Origin of the sequence: Ligilactobacillus apodemi DSM 16634 = JCM 16172 (genome assembly GCF_001434405.1) — a bacterium.
Lineage (GTDB): Bacteria > Bacillota > Bacilli > Lactobacillales > Lactobacillaceae > Ligilactobacillus > Ligilactobacillus apodemi.
The window spans coordinates 53,728-67,764 of sequence record NZ_AZFT01000049.1 but is presented as its reverse complement, the minus strand read 5'-3'; the positions used below and the strand labels follow the sequence as shown (position 1 = coordinate 67,764).

Here is a 14,037-nt window from a genome sequence, read left to right as displayed (position 1 = left end):
TTTTTTCGAGCCGTAAAAAAAGAGTCGCATGGCAGTGCGACCCTAAATAAAAAATATTTCAGTTAGATTATAACACAAATTTAAGGAGATACGAAGATGAGATTTGATGCAATCGACGAGATCGAAACGTACAACAATCTAAATTGTTGCGATCGTTTAGATGACGAGCAATTATACGTCATCACAAATAAAGATGCTACAGAGTCGAGAAATCAAACAAAAGCTGACGTGATTGACTATGCGACAAGCGAGCTCACAGAAACGCTACACAGTATTATCAATGCAGAAGATGACGAAGATGCGTTTGAATGCGCAAAGGGGTATTTAGCTCAATTTGATGCTATCAGGGAGGAAAAATAGATGAATACTCAACTAGCAAAGGTCCCAGTTAAACAATTGGTACAAAATGATAAAGTAAAAGGCATGATCGCAAATGTATTACATGAACGTGCCCCGCAATTTGCAACATCGATCGTAAGTATTGTAAATAGCAATCGATCACTAGCAAATGTAGATCAAATGTCGGTGATCCAATCAGCGATGGTCGCCGCAACGTTAGATCTACCAATCGACCAAAACTTGGGCTATGTGTGGCTTGTACCATATAAAGGCAAAGCGCAAGCACAGATCGGATATAAGGGTTATATTCAGTTGGCGCAACGAAGTGGTCAATACAGAGCGATGAATGCTGTTGCTGTGCACGAAGGAGAGCTCATAAGCTGGAATCCACTTACTGAAGAAGTGGTGTTTGATCCAATGAAAAAAGTATCAGATACAGTTATTGGCTACATTGGATATTTCAAACTATTAAATGGATTTGAGAAAACAGTGTACTGGACTAAAGAGCAAATAGAAGTTCATAGACAGCGTTTTTCAAAAGCTGGGGGCAATTCACCTTGGAAGTCTGACTTTGATGCTATGGCTAAGAAAACAGTGCTTAAAGACCTGCTTACAAAGTGGGGCCCTATGTCAACTCAAATGGCGGTGGCAGCATCAAAAGATGAAGCAGATCCAGATCCTGTAAATATCGAAGCTGACGAAACTACAAAAGACAAACAAGCTGAAGATCTATTCAATCAGGTATCAGAGTTGCCACAGGAGAGCGTTAAAGAAGTTCCTAAGGAAAATACACAATCAGAGCAAACGACGGCTAAAACAGCTCCTAAAAAAGCAAATAAGTCTATACCAGTAAAAGCGGTGGAAAAAGAGAAGAAAGAACCAGCTACAGAAAAGACTGACGATGTGAATGAGATCATCAAAACAGTACCTGATGAAACGCCAGATGAAGAACAAACCGAGCTGTTGAACCATTGGGGTGAGCTTGTAAATGAGTAAGTTTGAATTAACACAAGAAAACTACTACAGTTCAGAAGCTAGTCAACACTATATGAGTGTGTCGCTATTCAAAGACTTTATGAAATGCGAAGCCTATGCACTCGCCAAAATGAAAGGTGAGTGGAAGGAAGAAGAAACGACAGCGCTGCTAGTTGGAAATTACGTACACAGCTATTTTGAAAGTAAAGAAGCGCATCAGAAGTTCCTCGATACAAAAGGTAAGAAGATGGTAACGAAGCAAGGAAACCTTAGAAGCGATTATCGAAGAGCTGACGTAATGATCAAAGCGCTTGAACAGCAATCACGATTTACTGGTCTTTATGGACCGGGGCAAAAAGAAGCTATCGTCACTGGCAACATCTATGGCTATCCGTGGAAAGGTAAAATTGACAGCTTGAGCCTTGAAAATCTTTATTTCTGTGATCTAAAAACTGTTGATGATATCCATAAAAAGCATTGGCGGGAAGATAGCAGACAATACGAAAATTTCATCGCTGATCGTGGGTATTTTATGCAAATGGCTGTATATAGCGAACTGATCGAGCAGACATTTAATGCTGAATGTCAACCGTTCATGTTCGCAGTAAGTAAGCAAGATCCACCAGATAAATTAGCGATTAAATTTACTAGCGATCGATCTTTAATGCGTATGCAAGATGCAATGCGCATGATCGAAGAAAATCAAGAGCATATCCAAGGTGTTATCAGAGGCGAAGAAGAACCAATCAGATGCAATAGATGCGCATACTGTCGAGCAACTAAGATGATTGATCTACCAGTCGATGCTTGTGATATTGAAATTTTTTAGAGGTGATTATATGAACGCATTAAAAATATTGAGACTGGCAGGGCGTCTATACAACTTAACAGACGAACAACAGAGTAAAGATATGACAGATGAAGAAGTGACGTTAGTATCTCAGATCTTGTTAATGGCTAATGATATGAATTTAGAACCTGCACAACTAGAACGAGTATTTTGCGAAGCAGACGAGCAATATAACAATTACAAGCTCAAAAGCAAGATTTAACAACACGAGCCAGTAAGCTAAACTGCCGGGCGGGTGGGAAGCCCGATTAATTTGAGGAGGTACAATCAATGGCACGCATTAAAAAGCTACGTCAAAAAGGGTTTACGATCGTTGATAATACGGTGATTGAAGATACAGAACTTTCTTGGAAAGCTAAGGGTGTGTTCTTGTATCTTTGGAGCAAGTCAGACGATTGGCAATTCTATGAAGTTGAAGTTGCCAAGCACGCAAAAGACGGGCGAGACAGTTTGCGTAGTGCGTTGAAAGAGCTTGAAACTAGAGGATATTTAAGACGAGCAAGAGATCGAAATGATAAAGGTCAGGTTACTACATCAGATTGGGTTTTGTCGGAAAAACCTATGTTGGAAAATCCTACACAGGAAAAGCCTATGCAGGAAAACGACACACTACCAAGTACTGACTTAACCAAGTACTTATCTAACCAAGAACTGAATAATAGTTGTAGTAGTAAGCAGCTAGACGAAACTAACGCATTTGTGGCTTATCAGCTATCAGGAGCAACGCTTAACGGCAAGACAACACCGATGCTAACGGACTACGTTCAACGTTTAGGCAACGATCTAGTTTGTCATGCTATCGACATAATGAGCGTGCAAGCTAGTCATCCTAATTTCTCTTTCTTACAGAAAATTTTAGATGGCTACGAGGATGCAGGGATCACAACTGTTGAGCAAGCGGTTGAAGCAGAGAAGTTATATAAAGATAAAAAGCGACAACGACAAAATAATTGGAGTAACAGACGAAATAACGCATCAAATGAAGTGGAGTGGTATGAATGAGCAGTGCAGAAGAATTTGCTAAGCGTAACATTCCAGGATTTAACATTTCTGAATTGATCGAACGCATGAAAACCGAAGAAGGAAAACGACTACTGAACTTAACACGAGAAGAGTTTTCAGAATTTCATAAAAATAACGAACTAGCATTGAATGAAAAATGGAGAAAAGATCAGCAACGGTTAAAGTCAAAGTTTTGTTACCGCAATTCTATTTGGTCTGGTGGTGAAGAGATCAAGTTCAAGTTTTCGGATTGGGATGTAAACAGACAAAGTAACCCTCAAGCAGCGCATGCTATAGCAAAACAAGCATATACGCTAGCTACTGAATTACTTACGGATAGCTTTAATGTGACTATGTACGGTAAGTCTGGGACTGGCAAAACCAGCCTAGCGATCGCAATGTTGACAAAGATACATGAAGAGTCTGGTAAGTCTATTATGGTCGTTTCGACTGCTGAACTATCATCTTTGTTAGCTGATCAATACACGTATCAAAAGACAAAAGAAAAACTTGACGATCTGAAACGTGCACTTACTGAAGTTGATGTCTTATTGCTTGATGATTTTGGTACTGAAGGTGGAATCATCAGTGATCTCAAACCAGTAAGACGAGATTTGCAGAACTATCTTTATCAAGTAGCGAATGGACGTTTTCAGGGAAAGAAAACAACGATTATCACGACTAACAATGTGGATAAGCATTTTGTACAGATGTACGATCCCAAAATCATCAGTCGATTAGTGACGAAAAATAAGGATCACAGAATTTTATTTAACGACATGAAAGATGTAAGAGAGGTATAGAAATTTGAAAGTACAAGGCATTTGGGAAAGCATGAGTGCTGTCATCTATGAGATCGACGACAAGTGCTATTTCTACAACAAACAGCACAACGAAATGCCGTATTTATCAACAGGACAAGAAGTAAGCGCTAGTCAATTAGGATCACCGTACAAAGTAATCAGACGTGTAGGTGTCTATCCCGAACTAGCATTTAGCCCGGAAATGAAGGAGGTGGATCGTATTGTTGAAGGAGTTTAAACCAATAAAGCGACCAGCCGAGCCGATGCTGTTGGACGTCAAAATTGAACTAAGGCATCTAATGCATCACCAGCTACAATTGAGCGCTGATGAAGCTTTTAGAGAATGTCAGAAGCTAGTCAATACTAAGAAGTCTGACATCGTCTCATCTGAGAATGCTGCTAAATGGTTAGTTGAATACGAGAATGTATTGCTTAAAGCATTTATGGAGCACTGGGATCTTGATGACCCACCGAAATATTGGACAGGAGAGTGATAACGAATGATGTATAAAACTATCACAATGGCAGATGAAACAACTTTTGTTAATTGCTTGGTTGAGCAAATTGACGATAAAAAAACACCTTTTCCAGATAACTCGTTTGTGCGAATTACCGAAAAAGGTGTGACCTATCTAGTAAATACTGACTATATTATTTTTTGCGAGATTTAGCTTGTGCTAAAGCACTACCCGCAAGAGATTTGGTGAGCTTACTAGTATGTCCACTTTTTAAGGCTTTGGATGCTTTAGTCGCAACCTTACGCGATGTCGTTTTACGACTTGAAGATTTTGTCATAAAAAATATCTCCTTTCTGCGAATTTCAAATATGAGTTTTAGGAGGCTGCATATCTGATACAACTAATATAATACTATATTTAGTATTGATCAAGGAGAAGGCACTATATGTTGTGGTTAAAAATCAAAAAAGAGTTAGTGGAACAAAACATCTCAATGTACAGACTCGCTAAAAACACTGGTATCAGTGCAACTACTTTGCAGAATTACAAGAACGGCACTGAACCGTCATTCAAAAACATGTGCAAAATAGCTGACGCTTTGAACGTCAGTTTGGATTATTTCAGAGAAACGGAGAACGGAAAATGAAATTAAAAAAGGTGTGTGATGCGATGATCGTAGTTAAGTGGCTGATGTTGATTGCATTCATGTTATTTATGAGCGTAATCGCATTTGCTCATGATGAAAAATGACGAAAACGGTATTTTTTAAATATATAGTGATGAATTTAGATAGTATAATCGCAAAATCGGCGTTTTTTGGATTATATCAATTGGAATTAGATGTCTATTATCCAAAAATGGTTTTTAACGATATAAATTAGTATAGTTCGGTAGTTGCTGAATAAGTACTGCCGATCGTTGTTGTCAAAGTTTTACAAGTCGGCTTTGATGACTTAAAAATAATGGGCTATTGCATAATCACAGGCTTGCAGTGAATCTATTGATCGTTTAGATACTCACAATTCTGGATCAAGACTTCACAAGAACTAAATTACAGCCCCGTAAAGGACGCCTAAGCGGTTCGAGCCATTTGTCTAGACAATAAATAAAAAATAAGGAGACAAGAGAATATGGACCAAATCGAGCAAATTGTGAGTGGCTTAATGATGCCGATCAAAAAAGAAGTCAATGACGCTTACTATTACGGTAGACACCCGGAGAAAAGCAGAAAGGTGCTAAGCAATCTAGAAGATGAATTGGCTAAGAAATTTAAGGAACAATATGAATTGGGCTGGAAAGCTGGCGAACAAGCTACATTGAAAAAGCTTTTAAAGGGGCTAGGTGGTCATAAATAAAAAAAGCGCAGTGACCAGACACCACGCTCTCCCAATAAAATTCAACAACTCATTATAACATAAGGGAGAGCGGTCTAATGGAACTTGATTTAAAAAAGGCACAAGAATTTCAACTACAATTTGACAGAATGGAAGTCGATACAATCGAGACAGCAGCAAAAGTGCGCAATTTTTTCAAGCAAGATTATCCAAAGTTGATTAGATGGGCTGGTGTGAACGGTGGCTACATAAAATCACCAGTGATGTCAGATGAACCACGATCGCCTTCCTTTGGAAACCGGGCAGAAGAAAAAATGGACAAGCGTATCTATGCGCAACAGACGCTAGCAAGCGTTGGTAAGGCTATCAATGTGATTAGTGACGAAAGCAGACGGATCTTGATCGGTGTGTATGCAGACAATAAAGACGCATGGAGTATGTGTGAAGTGCTCGGGTGCGAGCGATCGCGTTATCAGCAAAAGAAACGTAAAGCAGAGAATGAGTTTGCTGATGCGTTTGAGACTTGCTGCCTTTGGTGGAAAGACCTACATGTTTATAAATGATATTAAAGCTCGATTTATTCGGGCTTTTTTGTTTACACATGGTATATACATAGTGTATGCTAAATATGTGAGTATCAACTAAAGGAGATTACTGTCTATGTTTGGAGTTAGTCGAAAAAATTCGGAGGTGCTAACATGATAATAAGTGTAAGACAATGGGGCAATTCAAAAGCGATCCGTCTACCAAAAAGCTTGTTGGCGGAACTCGGAGAAAATTATGAATCGTTCAATGTTGAAGTAGAAAATAAAAAGTTGGTTCTAACGCCTGAAATAAAAAAAGAAAAAGCGTTGGATAAGTTGTTTAAGGATTATAGTGGAACTAGATCTGACTATCCTTTTGAAATTGTTGATAAGGGTGGAGCAGTAGGAGAAGAACTTTATTAAGATATTCGTGCGAGTGGATTAAAGTAGCGTTGTAACACGAAAATTTTAACAAAGGAGCTGGAGTATGAAGGAGATTTTAGAGCGTGGAGACATCATTTTAGTTTCCAATGATCCGAAACCTTACGAAAGCAACGAGCAAAAAGGAAAGAGGCCTTGGTTAGTCGTCAGTGAAAAACTTTTGAATGAAGTCAGTCCATTTGTTTGGGCCGTGCCGTTCACTTCATCAAAAAGAGAATATCCGTTGGCGATTGATTGGGCTTCGGTATATCCGGGTTCGGTAACTAAGGGGACGTTATTATGCGACCAGCTGACGACAATGGATGTCTTGCACAGGAATTATAAGCGACTTGAAAAAGTAGAAATTCCTGAAGAAGTAGACTATCGTATCCAAGCAATTCTCGGATACAAATAAAAAAGCTATCAGCAAGTAGTAAGGCTAATAGCTTGGCGATATACTGGAATGGTTATCCTTAGTATATCGTCTTTTTTTGTTGCCGTAAACAGAAAAGGTTTAAAAAATTGGACATAGAGTGTACAAATATCGTACACAAACGATACCTACACTGTGCTACTATGATAGTGTTCCAAAGCTGGGACATGAGTTTGATTATTTTACTTTGAGAATAATTAATTGTACAACATGACGTGCTGAAGCGTCGCTAAACAAGTTCAGCGTGTGGGCGCGATAAGTCCAGCTCGCAACTGACCGAAGCGAGCAAAATGGTCTATCAAGTGATTATGTGTTGGTGCAATTCCAACCTAGACCTTAGTTAGAAGTGAGTCGCTAAGCTACTGATTTTGGTGTATATTAGTATGCGAGGTGGATTGATATGTTTTTTCAAATTTTAAATGTAGTATTAGTTGTAGTTATGACAATTTTAGTAATTGTTGTTAAGGGTCTCCCAAAACATATTTCTGAAATTATGATGGAGAACATGAAACACAAGAATGCTAAAGAGTTACAAGTAGAGTCATATTTTAAAGAGTTAGGTGGTAAACAGCAATTAGAAATTTTATCTGTATGGACTAATTTGTTGGTAGATCTCGAATATATGAAAAAAATGTATGGGATCGATAGTAAGGGTTCTGTGGAAAGATATAATAAGTTGATTCATGATACTTTTATATATGGGTCGGACAAAACAGTTAAGTTGTTATCTTTATATACATCAAGTATGTACAGAGGTAATACCCGTCAAGCTAAGTTAGTAATGTATATAGCATATATTGCAAGTAGCTTAAAAGAGGATTTTACGGGATATAGTAGTAGCCCTCAAACTTTACTACAATTAAAAATGACAGATTACGAGCAAAATAAAGAAGAATTTATAGAGATGCAGAAAGAAATTGAACACGAACTAAGGGAGTGATTTATCATGCTTAGTAGTGCCTCGCTTTTTGTAATATTATTAACTGCGTGTTTAACATTATTTGTAATATTAGGAATATTTATTTATGTTATTAAAAAAATAAAATAGTTGGTAAATTTTGTGAGGTGTAAATATGATCATGAACTTAATTATGAGCTCAATCGCTAGTGCAATAGGTGCATTTTTGGGGACAAAATTTGAACTAGGATCCTATAAAAAGAAGAAAGAATATGATGATGAACATGATAACTACAAGAATCTTATGAAAAAAATTGTCCCAGCTTTAACATATACTTCGGCGTTATTTCCAACATTTGATACTTTACCTATTGATGAGCCAGAACGAGAAAAGTTTATTAAGCAAAGGTATACTATGGCTTTTGACGCTCAACTTGAATATTGGATATTTTTGCAGAAAAATCGCCCATTTTGGGATGAAGATTTTTATAAAAAACTTGAAAAAATTAGTACAGAAATGCGTTCTATTCAAAAGATGTATACTTGGAAGTTTTTTGTAGACGGACAAAAGATTGCTGCTATGAGTGCTGAAGAAAAATATAAGGAAAAATGTTTAAATTTAAGAGAAGATGTGTTAGAAAATGTGTCAGATTTAGTACGTGAGAAGATAAATATAAATTAGTCAGTCTTTATGGACTGGCTTTTTATTTTGCAGAAAGGAGCAATATGAAGCAAACAAAAAATGCTGGTCTTGTGAGCTGTGGCTTGGAAGAATATTTGATCAATAAGCTTGATCGTGAGACTAGCAAGAAAGACGACAAGAAGAAGTAATTTAAGCAAATTTCAAATTGGAGGTGGGTGATATGAAGTGAAGAAGCTAACACCTAAGCAAAAGGCGTTCGCTGATGAGTATATTAAGTCTGGTAATGCGTATCAATCAGCTATTAAAGCTGGATATGCAGAAAAAACGGCTAAAAATGCTGCTACAAAAATGGTGGAAAATGGTGGAATTTCAAATTACATCAACGAGCGTTTGAAACAGATCGAAGATGAAAAAATTATGGATATGAAAGAAGTCATGCAACGCTTATCAGAAATAGCAAGAGCTGAAGGTACGGAAGAAGTTGTCACTAACCAAGGTGATGTTATTTTAGTAAAGCCAAAAACTAGTGATCAAATCAGGGCAATGGAACTCATTGGTAAACGTTACGGTGCATGGACCGACAAGAAAGAAGTATCTGGTGATTTAAATATCAATGTGGGTATAGGAGAGTGGGACGATGATTAACTTGAACTTTCCTGAGCCAAGCAAAGTATTTAACAAACAGATCTATGACAACTTACAAGACTATTCTAAATTTATTGAAGTTTGGTATGGTGGTGCTTCTAGCGGTAAGTCGCATGGAGTTGTACAGAAAGTAGTTCTTAAATCATTATTGAATTGGCGCTATCCACGTAAGGTATTGTGGCTACGCAAAGTCGATCGTACATTAAAGGACTCCATCTTTGCTGATGTGCTCGATTGCTTGAGCAGGTGGCAGTTACTGGCATTATGTAAGGTAAATAATTCAGATCGCACTATCACGCTGCCAAATAAGGCAGTTTTTTTATTCAAAGGGATGGACGATCCTGAAAAAATCAAATCGATCAAAGGCTTATCCGATGTAGTCATGGAAGAAGCAAGTGAGTTTACCTTGGATGATTTTACCCAGTTAACTTTACGTTTGCGTGAACCTAAGCACAAGAAGCGACAATTGTTTGTGATGTTTAACCCTGTTAGTAAAGTTAATTGGACTTATAAGCAATGGTTTGATCCGCAAGCTGAAATTGATACAACCCGCGTTGCAGTCTATCATTCTACTTACAAAGATAATCGGTTCCTTGATGAAGAAAATATCCGTACGATCGAAAATCTAAAGAAGACAAACCCGGCTTATTATAAGATCTATACGCTTGGAGAGTTTGCAACTTTAGATAAATTAGTCTTTCCTGTTTTCCAAAAACAAAGACTACACGCAACAGATCTTGTTGATATACCTAGTTATTTTGGGCTTGATTTTGGTTTTGTGAATGACCCAAGTGCATTTATACATGTTAAAGTCGATCAGAAAAATAAGCGTTTATATGTGCTTGAAGAGTACACAAAAAAAGGTTTGCTGAATAACGAGATAGCTCGAGTTATAAAACAGATGGGTTACTCAAAAGAAGTGATCACTGCAGATGCTGCTGAACAAAAATCGATCGCAGAGTTGAAGCGTGATGGGATAGATCGGATAAGACCGGCTAAAAAAGGTCCGGACTCTGTTATTCAAGGTATCAGTTTCTTACAACAATATGAGTTAGTTGTTGACGATCGTTGTGTCAAGCTCATAGAAGAGTTAGAAAACTATACGTATCAAAAAGACAAGGCGACTAACGAATATATCAATAAGCCAGTAGATAGTTATGACCACTGTATTGATGCTATCCGTTATGCAGTCGAAGAGATCAACGGTCAAGCAACGCCTAAGATCAAAGTATACGATATTTCAATTTAAGGAAGTGATGTTTGATGAGTGGAATTGACGGAAAAGGCATGATAGGTGCAAGTGACATGTTTATCTTTCCAAGGGAAGAAGAGTTAGATAGTGAGTCGCTAAAAGCTTTTATCGATTATAACGAGAGTTTGAGTGCAAATTACAAAAAACAGTTAAACATGTACCGTGGAGTATATGACATCGAAAAAGAAGATAAGAAGCCGTTGAATAAACCAGATAATCGTATAGCTATCAACTATGCTAAGTATCTGGTGAATGTGTTCAATGGCTTTTTTGCTGGCATCGCTCCGCAGATCAGTCTGAAAGACGATAAGCAAAATGATCAGTTGCAAACATTCAATACCTTAAATTCAGTCCCGGATAAAATCAGTGATATTGCTAAGGCTTGCAGTTTATACGGACGTGCGTACATGTTTTTATTCATGGACGAACAAGCAAGGTTAAGAGTTACGATCTCGCTACCAGCTAATTCTTTTATCATCTATGATGATACGGTAGCACATGATCCACTATATTTTGTTCGTTACAGTAAAGATAAAGACGATAACCTTAGCGGACAAGTTTACTCAGCTACTGAAGTAAAGGGATTCGATGATGATTTTAAGTATATCGATCAAGAAGCAAACGTACTTAAAGCAGTCCCAGCGATAGAGTTCATGGAAAATGATGAACGTTTACCGCTATATGATAAATCAACGGTGTCGATCATGAATGCTATCAATAAAGCTATGAGTCAAAAAGCAAATGATAGTGACGCGATCGCAGACGCATATTTGTTCTTCAAAGGCGGGGAACTGGACGAAGAAGTTTTAGAGAATATGGCAGATAAGCGCGTTATTGCAGTTTCTGCAGGGGATAGTGATGCGAAATTCTTGGAACGTCCTAGCGGTGATGGAACGCAAGAGCATTTACTTGATAGATTGGTTCGTAATTTATTTCAGACAACGATGGTCACTAATTTAGATGACGTCAATGCAACTGGAAGTGATCAATCAGGATATTCGATCGAACTCAAAATGCAAGGCATGCGATCATTGGCAGCAGTCAAAGAGCGAAAATTTATCATCTCATTAAGACAGATGTATCAAATTGTCTTTAGTGTTGAAGGTATCAAGAAGGGCTTATTAGGCAAGGTCAAGGAAAAGATGATCGGGACTAATAGCGATCCAGTTAACGATTTGGTATTCAACTTTACACGTAATCTGCCGAAAAATGTTCAGCTTGAAGCTACAGTTGCCAAGACGCTAGAAGGAATCGTATCGAAGCAAACCCAATTAAAAGCTATTCCAAGCTTAGTTGATGATCCACAAGCAGAGATCGATGCAATGCGTGAAGAAGAAAAAGATACGGTAACCAATGCTATCGAAACTAATCCAGCCAATTATCAGTTCAAGGAAGTAGAAAGCGATGAAAGAAAAGAATGATTATTGGGAACAGCGTGAAAAAGAATGGATATCTAGTCGCATCAAGAAAGATCAAAGCTACTTGGACAAGATGGCAGAGCGCTATCAAGTTTTGATCGGCGACATCGAAAAACAAGTCAACTCATTTTATAGCAAATATGCGCTTGATAATGGTTTATCTATGAGTGAAGCGATCCGTAAAGTTGATAAATTTGATGTAAAAGCATTTGAGAGAGAAGCAAAGCGTTTAGTAGAGAGCAGGGACTTCAGTGCCAATGCAAATAAGCAACTGAAGATCTACAACGCAACGATGAAGATAAATCGCTTGGAATATCTAAAGGCTCAAGTCGGTCTAGAATTAGTCAAAGTAACAAATAAAGAGCAAAAAGAGCTGGATGAGTATTTAAATACAGCATATCTTGATGAAGTAAAAAGACAGTCAGGGATCTTGAGTAAACATAAAAGCCAAGAAGTTGCTAAAAAAGCTCGTGTGGTAGCGTCTGCTAGCTTTCAAGGTGCTACATGGTCAGATAGACTATGGATAAATCAAACAGTGTTAAAAACGAAACTAGACGCTTTGATAAGCCGTGCGATGATCCAAGGAACTAATCCAACACAGTTAGTATCTATGTTACGAAAGAATGTAGCACAGGAAGTAAAGAATGCCACGAGTGTTATCGAAAGATTGGTCATCACAGAGGCTGCCCGTGTGCAAGATGAAGCAACTATGCGATCGTTTAGAGCTAATGGATTTAAGTTCTGTAAGTGGATAGCCGAACCAACTGCATGCAAATATTGCAAAGAGATGGCTGAACGAAGCACTGAATATGGTATCGGTGTATATCCAGTTATGGACGCATCGATGATACCTAAGCATCCGAGATGTCGTTGTAGTAAAGCTGCTTACTGGGTAGACAAAGAAAATCTTGCTCCAGGGATATTTGAAAAATGGTTTGGTAAGAAAGAAAAAAATGAGCCCAAAGAGGTCTTTCATGATTACCCAAGTGATATTGATACGATCGTAAAGAGGTTTGTTTCAGATAAAAACGTCCAAGCATTAGGTGAGAAACGAGCTAAGGAATATGCTTACAGATTGTCTAAAGCACCAGAACAGTATCAGAAGATTTTTGCGATGTATAAGGATAAGGTTGAGATTGCCAATATTTCTAAAGATGTGGCGAATAATTCTTATGATCCTATGGATAAAAAAATATATCTGAGAGATGTGGCTTTTGCAAAATCAAGTATACAAAAAGAATATGATTTGGTTTATCACGAGTTTGCACATGCAATTGATAATAGTTTGAAAAATGTTTCAACGAAAGATGAATTCAAGTTGGAAGATACATTGCGAAAGGAAGTAGTGGAAGGTGTTGAGAAATATCTTTCGATACACTATCCGAATTTGAAGAATACTCGCAGAGAAAGCAAAACTTTTAGTATATCACTTGACAATGGACTTTTTTCGAAAGAAAATATAACCAAAACAGGTAATATAGCAGACATTTATTCTGGAATAACTGGAGTAATATTAAGTTATGGACATGCTCCGGGGTATTATGATACGAAAGGAAAGATAGCTAGTGAGTTTTTTGCTGAGACAGTATCGACTGCAATAAATAATCCAGAAGCGTATGAATTTCAAAAAGTAATTGCCCCTAAAAGCACGATGATTATCGAAAAAATCATCAAAGAGGTGTTGAAATGAAAGCATTCAAAAAAATTTTACTGGAAAGAAAGACTACATGGGAACTTTTGAGAGTCTACATTGATCAATTCGGCGAAAGACTGCCAATAGCTCAGATGTGTGTAACTGATAGTGAATTGAGGGAAATTCTAATTAAAGCATTAGTTGAAAACAAGAAGTATAAGTTGAAAATCCCTAAGGGACATATTGTGTAACTAAAGAATTGAGAAAATAGGATGATAAAAAGATACTTTTTAAAGCGAAAAAGACTATCTGAGCTTTTGGATCTATATTTTGAAAAACTTCATGAACCCCTTCCGCTAATGTATATGTCTGTGACTGAAGAAGAATTGCGTGAGAAGCTTATTGAAGCT

Annotated in this window: 22 protein-coding genes; 21 read left to right on the top strand and 1 reads right to left on the bottom strand. The window is 37.6% G+C overall.

Going from position 1 to position 14,037, the window contains the following annotated elements:
• Positions 1 to 96: 96 nt before the first annotated feature.
• The 9 genes from FC32_RS05065 (at position 97) to FC32_RS10540 (ending at position 4,640) form a co-directional block, all read left to right on the top strand.
• Positions 97 to 360 (top strand): hypothetical protein, encoded by a 264-nt coding sequence (locus tag FC32_RS05065; RefSeq protein ID WP_025087488.1) that lies wholly within the window; start codon positions 97 to 99, stop codon positions 358 to 360.
• Positions 361 to 1,335: a recombinase RecT gene (locus FC32_RS05060; protein WP_025087487.1), complete on the top strand. Its 975-nt coding sequence runs from the start codon at positions 361 to 363 to the stop codon at positions 1,333 to 1,335.
• Positions 1,328 to 2,143 carry a PD-(D/E)XK nuclease-like domain-containing protein gene (locus tag FC32_RS05055; RefSeq protein ID WP_025087486.1) on the top strand — a complete coding sequence of 272 codons (816 nt, stop codon included), beginning with the start codon at positions 1,328 to 1,330 and terminating at the stop codon, positions 2,141 to 2,143. Before FC32_RS05060 ends, FC32_RS05055 begins: the two co-directional genes overlap by 8 nt.
• Before the next feature lie 82 nt (positions 2,144 to 2,225).
• On the top strand, positions 2,226 to 2,366 hold the full coding sequence (locus FC32_RS05050; RefSeq protein WP_155891477.1) for a hypothetical protein: 141 nt from the start codon (positions 2,226 to 2,228) through the stop codon (positions 2,364 to 2,366).
• A 68-nt stretch (positions 2,367 to 2,434) separates the two neighbouring features.
• The gene (locus FC32_RS05045; RefSeq protein ID WP_025087484.1) at positions 2,435 to 3,166 is read left to right on the top strand and encodes a DnaD domain protein; all 732 of its coding nucleotides are present in this window, start codon (positions 2,435 to 2,437) and stop codon (positions 3,164 to 3,166) included.
• Entirely contained in the window at positions 3,163 to 3,969 is an 807-nt protein-coding gene (locus tag FC32_RS05040; RefSeq protein ID WP_025087483.1) for an ATP-binding protein, read from the top strand. The genes FC32_RS05045 and FC32_RS05040 overlap by 4 nt, the downstream gene beginning before the upstream one ends.
• 4 nt (positions 3,970 to 3,973) lie before the next feature.
• Entirely contained in the window at positions 3,974 to 4,207 is a 234-nt protein-coding gene (locus FC32_RS05035; RefSeq protein ID WP_025087482.1) for a hypothetical protein, read from the top strand.
• Positions 4,194 to 4,463 carry a hypothetical protein gene (locus FC32_RS05030; protein ID WP_202812954.1) on the top strand — a complete coding sequence of 90 codons (270 nt, stop codon included), beginning with the start codon at positions 4,194 to 4,196 and terminating at the stop codon, positions 4,461 to 4,463. Before FC32_RS05035 ends, FC32_RS05030 begins: the two co-directional genes overlap by 14 nt.
• Before the next feature lie 6 nt (positions 4,464 to 4,469).
• Positions 4,470 to 4,640: a hypothetical protein gene (locus FC32_RS10540; RefSeq protein ID WP_155891475.1), complete on the top strand. Its 171-nt coding sequence runs from the start codon at positions 4,470 to 4,472 to the stop codon at positions 4,638 to 4,640.
• Here FC32_RS10540 and FC32_RS10790 read toward each other — a convergent pair.
• Entirely contained in the window at positions 4,621 to 4,764 is a 144-nt protein-coding gene (locus tag FC32_RS10790; RefSeq protein ID WP_169816520.1) for a hypothetical protein, read from the bottom strand. The two genes, FC32_RS10540 and FC32_RS10790, sit on opposite strands and share 20 nt — an antisense overlap.
• Positions 4,765 to 4,872: 108 nt before the next feature.
• On the opposite strand from FC32_RS10790, the gene FC32_RS05025 reads away from it, so the two are divergent.
• The 12 genes from FC32_RS05025 (at position 4,873) to FC32_RS04970 (ending at position 13,878) form a co-directional block, all read left to right on the top strand.
• Entirely contained in the window at positions 4,873 to 5,073 is a 201-nt protein-coding gene (locus tag FC32_RS05025; protein WP_338033176.1) for a helix-turn-helix domain-containing protein, read from the top strand.
• 484 nt (positions 5,074 to 5,557) lie between these two features.
• Positions 5,558 to 5,782, top strand: coding sequence for a hypothetical protein (locus FC32_RS05020; protein ID WP_025087479.1), 225 nt, complete (start codon positions 5,558 to 5,560; stop codon positions 5,780 to 5,782).
• A 77-nt stretch (positions 5,783 to 5,859) separates the two neighbouring features.
• Positions 5,860 to 6,324, top strand: coding sequence for an ArpU family phage packaging/lysis transcriptional regulator (locus tag FC32_RS05015; RefSeq protein ID WP_025087478.1), 465 nt, complete (start codon positions 5,860 to 5,862; stop codon positions 6,322 to 6,324).
• Between the two features lie 135 nt (positions 6,325 to 6,459).
• The gene (locus FC32_RS05010; RefSeq protein ID WP_056957302.1) at positions 6,460 to 6,708 is read left to right on the top strand and encodes an AbrB/MazE/SpoVT family DNA-binding domain-containing protein; all 249 of its coding nucleotides are present in this window, start codon (positions 6,460 to 6,462) and stop codon (positions 6,706 to 6,708) included.
• A gap of 64 nt (positions 6,709 to 6,772) precedes the next feature.
• Positions 6,773 to 7,120 (top strand): type II toxin-antitoxin system PemK/MazF family toxin, encoded by a 348-nt coding sequence (locus tag FC32_RS05005; RefSeq protein WP_025087477.1) that lies wholly within the window; start codon positions 6,773 to 6,775, stop codon positions 7,118 to 7,120.
• A gap of 418 nt (positions 7,121 to 7,538) precedes the next feature.
• Entirely contained in the window at positions 7,539 to 8,078 is a 540-nt protein-coding gene (locus FC32_RS05000) for a hypothetical protein (protein WP_025087476.1), read from the top strand.
• 133 nt (positions 8,079 to 8,211) lie between these two features.
• Complete coding sequence (locus tag FC32_RS04995; RefSeq protein WP_035459942.1) at positions 8,212 to 8,718, top strand: hypothetical protein; 507 nt, start codon at positions 8,212 to 8,214, stop codon at positions 8,716 to 8,718.
• A 186-nt stretch (positions 8,719 to 8,904) separates the two neighbouring features.
• Entirely contained in the window at positions 8,905 to 9,324 is a 420-nt protein-coding gene (locus FC32_RS04990) for a terminase small subunit (RefSeq protein ID WP_025087474.1), read from the top strand.
• Positions 9,317 to 10,573, top strand: a complete 1,257-nt coding sequence (locus FC32_RS04985; protein ID WP_025087473.1) for a PBSX family phage terminase large subunit — start codon at positions 9,317 to 9,319, stop codon at positions 10,571 to 10,573. Before FC32_RS04990 ends, FC32_RS04985 begins: the two co-directional genes overlap by 8 nt.
• Before the next feature lie 14 nt (positions 10,574 to 10,587).
• A complete protein-coding gene (locus FC32_RS04980; RefSeq protein WP_051533660.1) occupies positions 10,588 to 11,997 on the top strand; it encodes a phage portal protein in 1,410 nt (469 codons plus the stop codon).
• On the top strand, positions 11,981 to 13,684 hold the full coding sequence (locus tag FC32_RS04975) for a structural protein (protein ID WP_025087471.1): 1,704 nt from the start codon (positions 11,981 to 11,983) through the stop codon (positions 13,682 to 13,684). Before FC32_RS04980 ends, FC32_RS04975 begins: the two co-directional genes overlap by 17 nt.
• Positions 13,681 to 13,878 (top strand): hypothetical protein, encoded by a 198-nt coding sequence (locus tag FC32_RS04970; protein ID WP_025087470.1) that lies wholly within the window; start codon positions 13,681 to 13,683, stop codon positions 13,876 to 13,878. The genes FC32_RS04975 and FC32_RS04970 overlap by 4 nt, the downstream gene beginning before the upstream one ends.
• Positions 13,879 to 14,037: the final 159 nt, after the last annotated feature.

Excerpts from the sequence above, each read along its gene's own strand:
- FC32_RS05060 (WP_025087487.1), top strand. The coding sequence starts at position 361 with ATGAATACTCAACTAGCAAAGGTCCCAGTTAAACAATTGGTACAAAAT.
- FC32_RS04985 (WP_025087473.1), top strand. The coding sequence starts at position 9,317 with ATGATTAACTTGAACTTTCCTGAGCCAAGCAAAGTATTTAACAAACAG.
- FC32_RS05050 (WP_155891477.1), top strand. The coding sequence starts at position 2,226 with ATGACAGATGAAGAAGTGACGTTAGTATCTCAGATCTTGTTAATGGCT.
- FC32_RS05020 (WP_025087479.1), top strand. The coding sequence starts at position 5,558 with ATGGACCAAATCGAGCAAATTGTGAGTGGCTTAATGATGCCGATCAAA.
- FC32_RS10540 (WP_155891475.1), top strand. The coding sequence starts at position 4,470 with ATGATGTATAAAACTATCACAATGGCAGATGAAACAACTTTTGTTAAT.
- FC32_RS05065 (WP_025087488.1), top strand. The coding sequence starts at position 97 with ATGAGATTTGATGCAATCGACGAGATCGAAACGTACAACAATCTAAAT.
- FC32_RS05025 (WP_338033176.1), top strand. The coding sequence starts at position 4,873 with ATGTTGTGGTTAAAAATCAAAAAAGAGTTAGTGGAACAAAACATCTCA.
- FC32_RS05000 (WP_025087476.1), top strand. The coding sequence starts at position 7,539 with ATGTTTTTTCAAATTTTAAATGTAGTATTAGTTGTAGTTATGACAATT.
- FC32_RS05005 (WP_025087477.1), top strand. The coding sequence starts at position 6,773 with ATGAAGGAGATTTTAGAGCGTGGAGACATCATTTTAGTTTCCAATGAT.
- FC32_RS05040 (WP_025087483.1), top strand. The coding sequence starts at position 3,163 with ATGAGCAGTGCAGAAGAATTTGCTAAGCGTAACATTCCAGGATTTAAC.
- FC32_RS04975 (WP_025087471.1), top strand. The coding sequence starts at position 11,981 with ATGAAAGAAAAGAATGATTATTGGGAACAGCGTGAAAAAGAATGGATA.
- FC32_RS10790 (WP_169816520.1), bottom strand. The coding sequence starts at position 4,764 with ATGACAAAATCTTCAAGTCGTAAAACGACATCGCGTAAGGTTGCGACT.
- FC32_RS05045 (WP_025087484.1), top strand. The coding sequence starts at position 2,435 with ATGGCACGCATTAAAAAGCTACGTCAAAAAGGGTTTACGATCGTTGAT.
- FC32_RS05010 (WP_056957302.1), top strand. The coding sequence starts at position 6,460 with ATGATAATAAGTGTAAGACAATGGGGCAATTCAAAAGCGATCCGTCTA.
- FC32_RS05015 (WP_025087478.1), top strand. The coding sequence starts at position 5,860 with ATGGAACTTGATTTAAAAAAGGCACAAGAATTTCAACTACAATTTGAC.
- FC32_RS04980 (WP_051533660.1), top strand. The coding sequence starts at position 10,588 with ATGAGTGGAATTGACGGAAAAGGCATGATAGGTGCAAGTGACATGTTT.
- FC32_RS04995 (WP_035459942.1), top strand. The coding sequence starts at position 8,212 with ATGATCATGAACTTAATTATGAGCTCAATCGCTAGTGCAATAGGTGCA.
- FC32_RS04970 (WP_025087470.1), top strand. The coding sequence starts at position 13,681 with ATGAAAGCATTCAAAAAAATTTTACTGGAAAGAAAGACTACATGGGAA.
- FC32_RS05055 (WP_025087486.1), top strand. The coding sequence starts at position 1,328 with ATGAGTAAGTTTGAATTAACACAAGAAAACTACTACAGTTCAGAAGCT.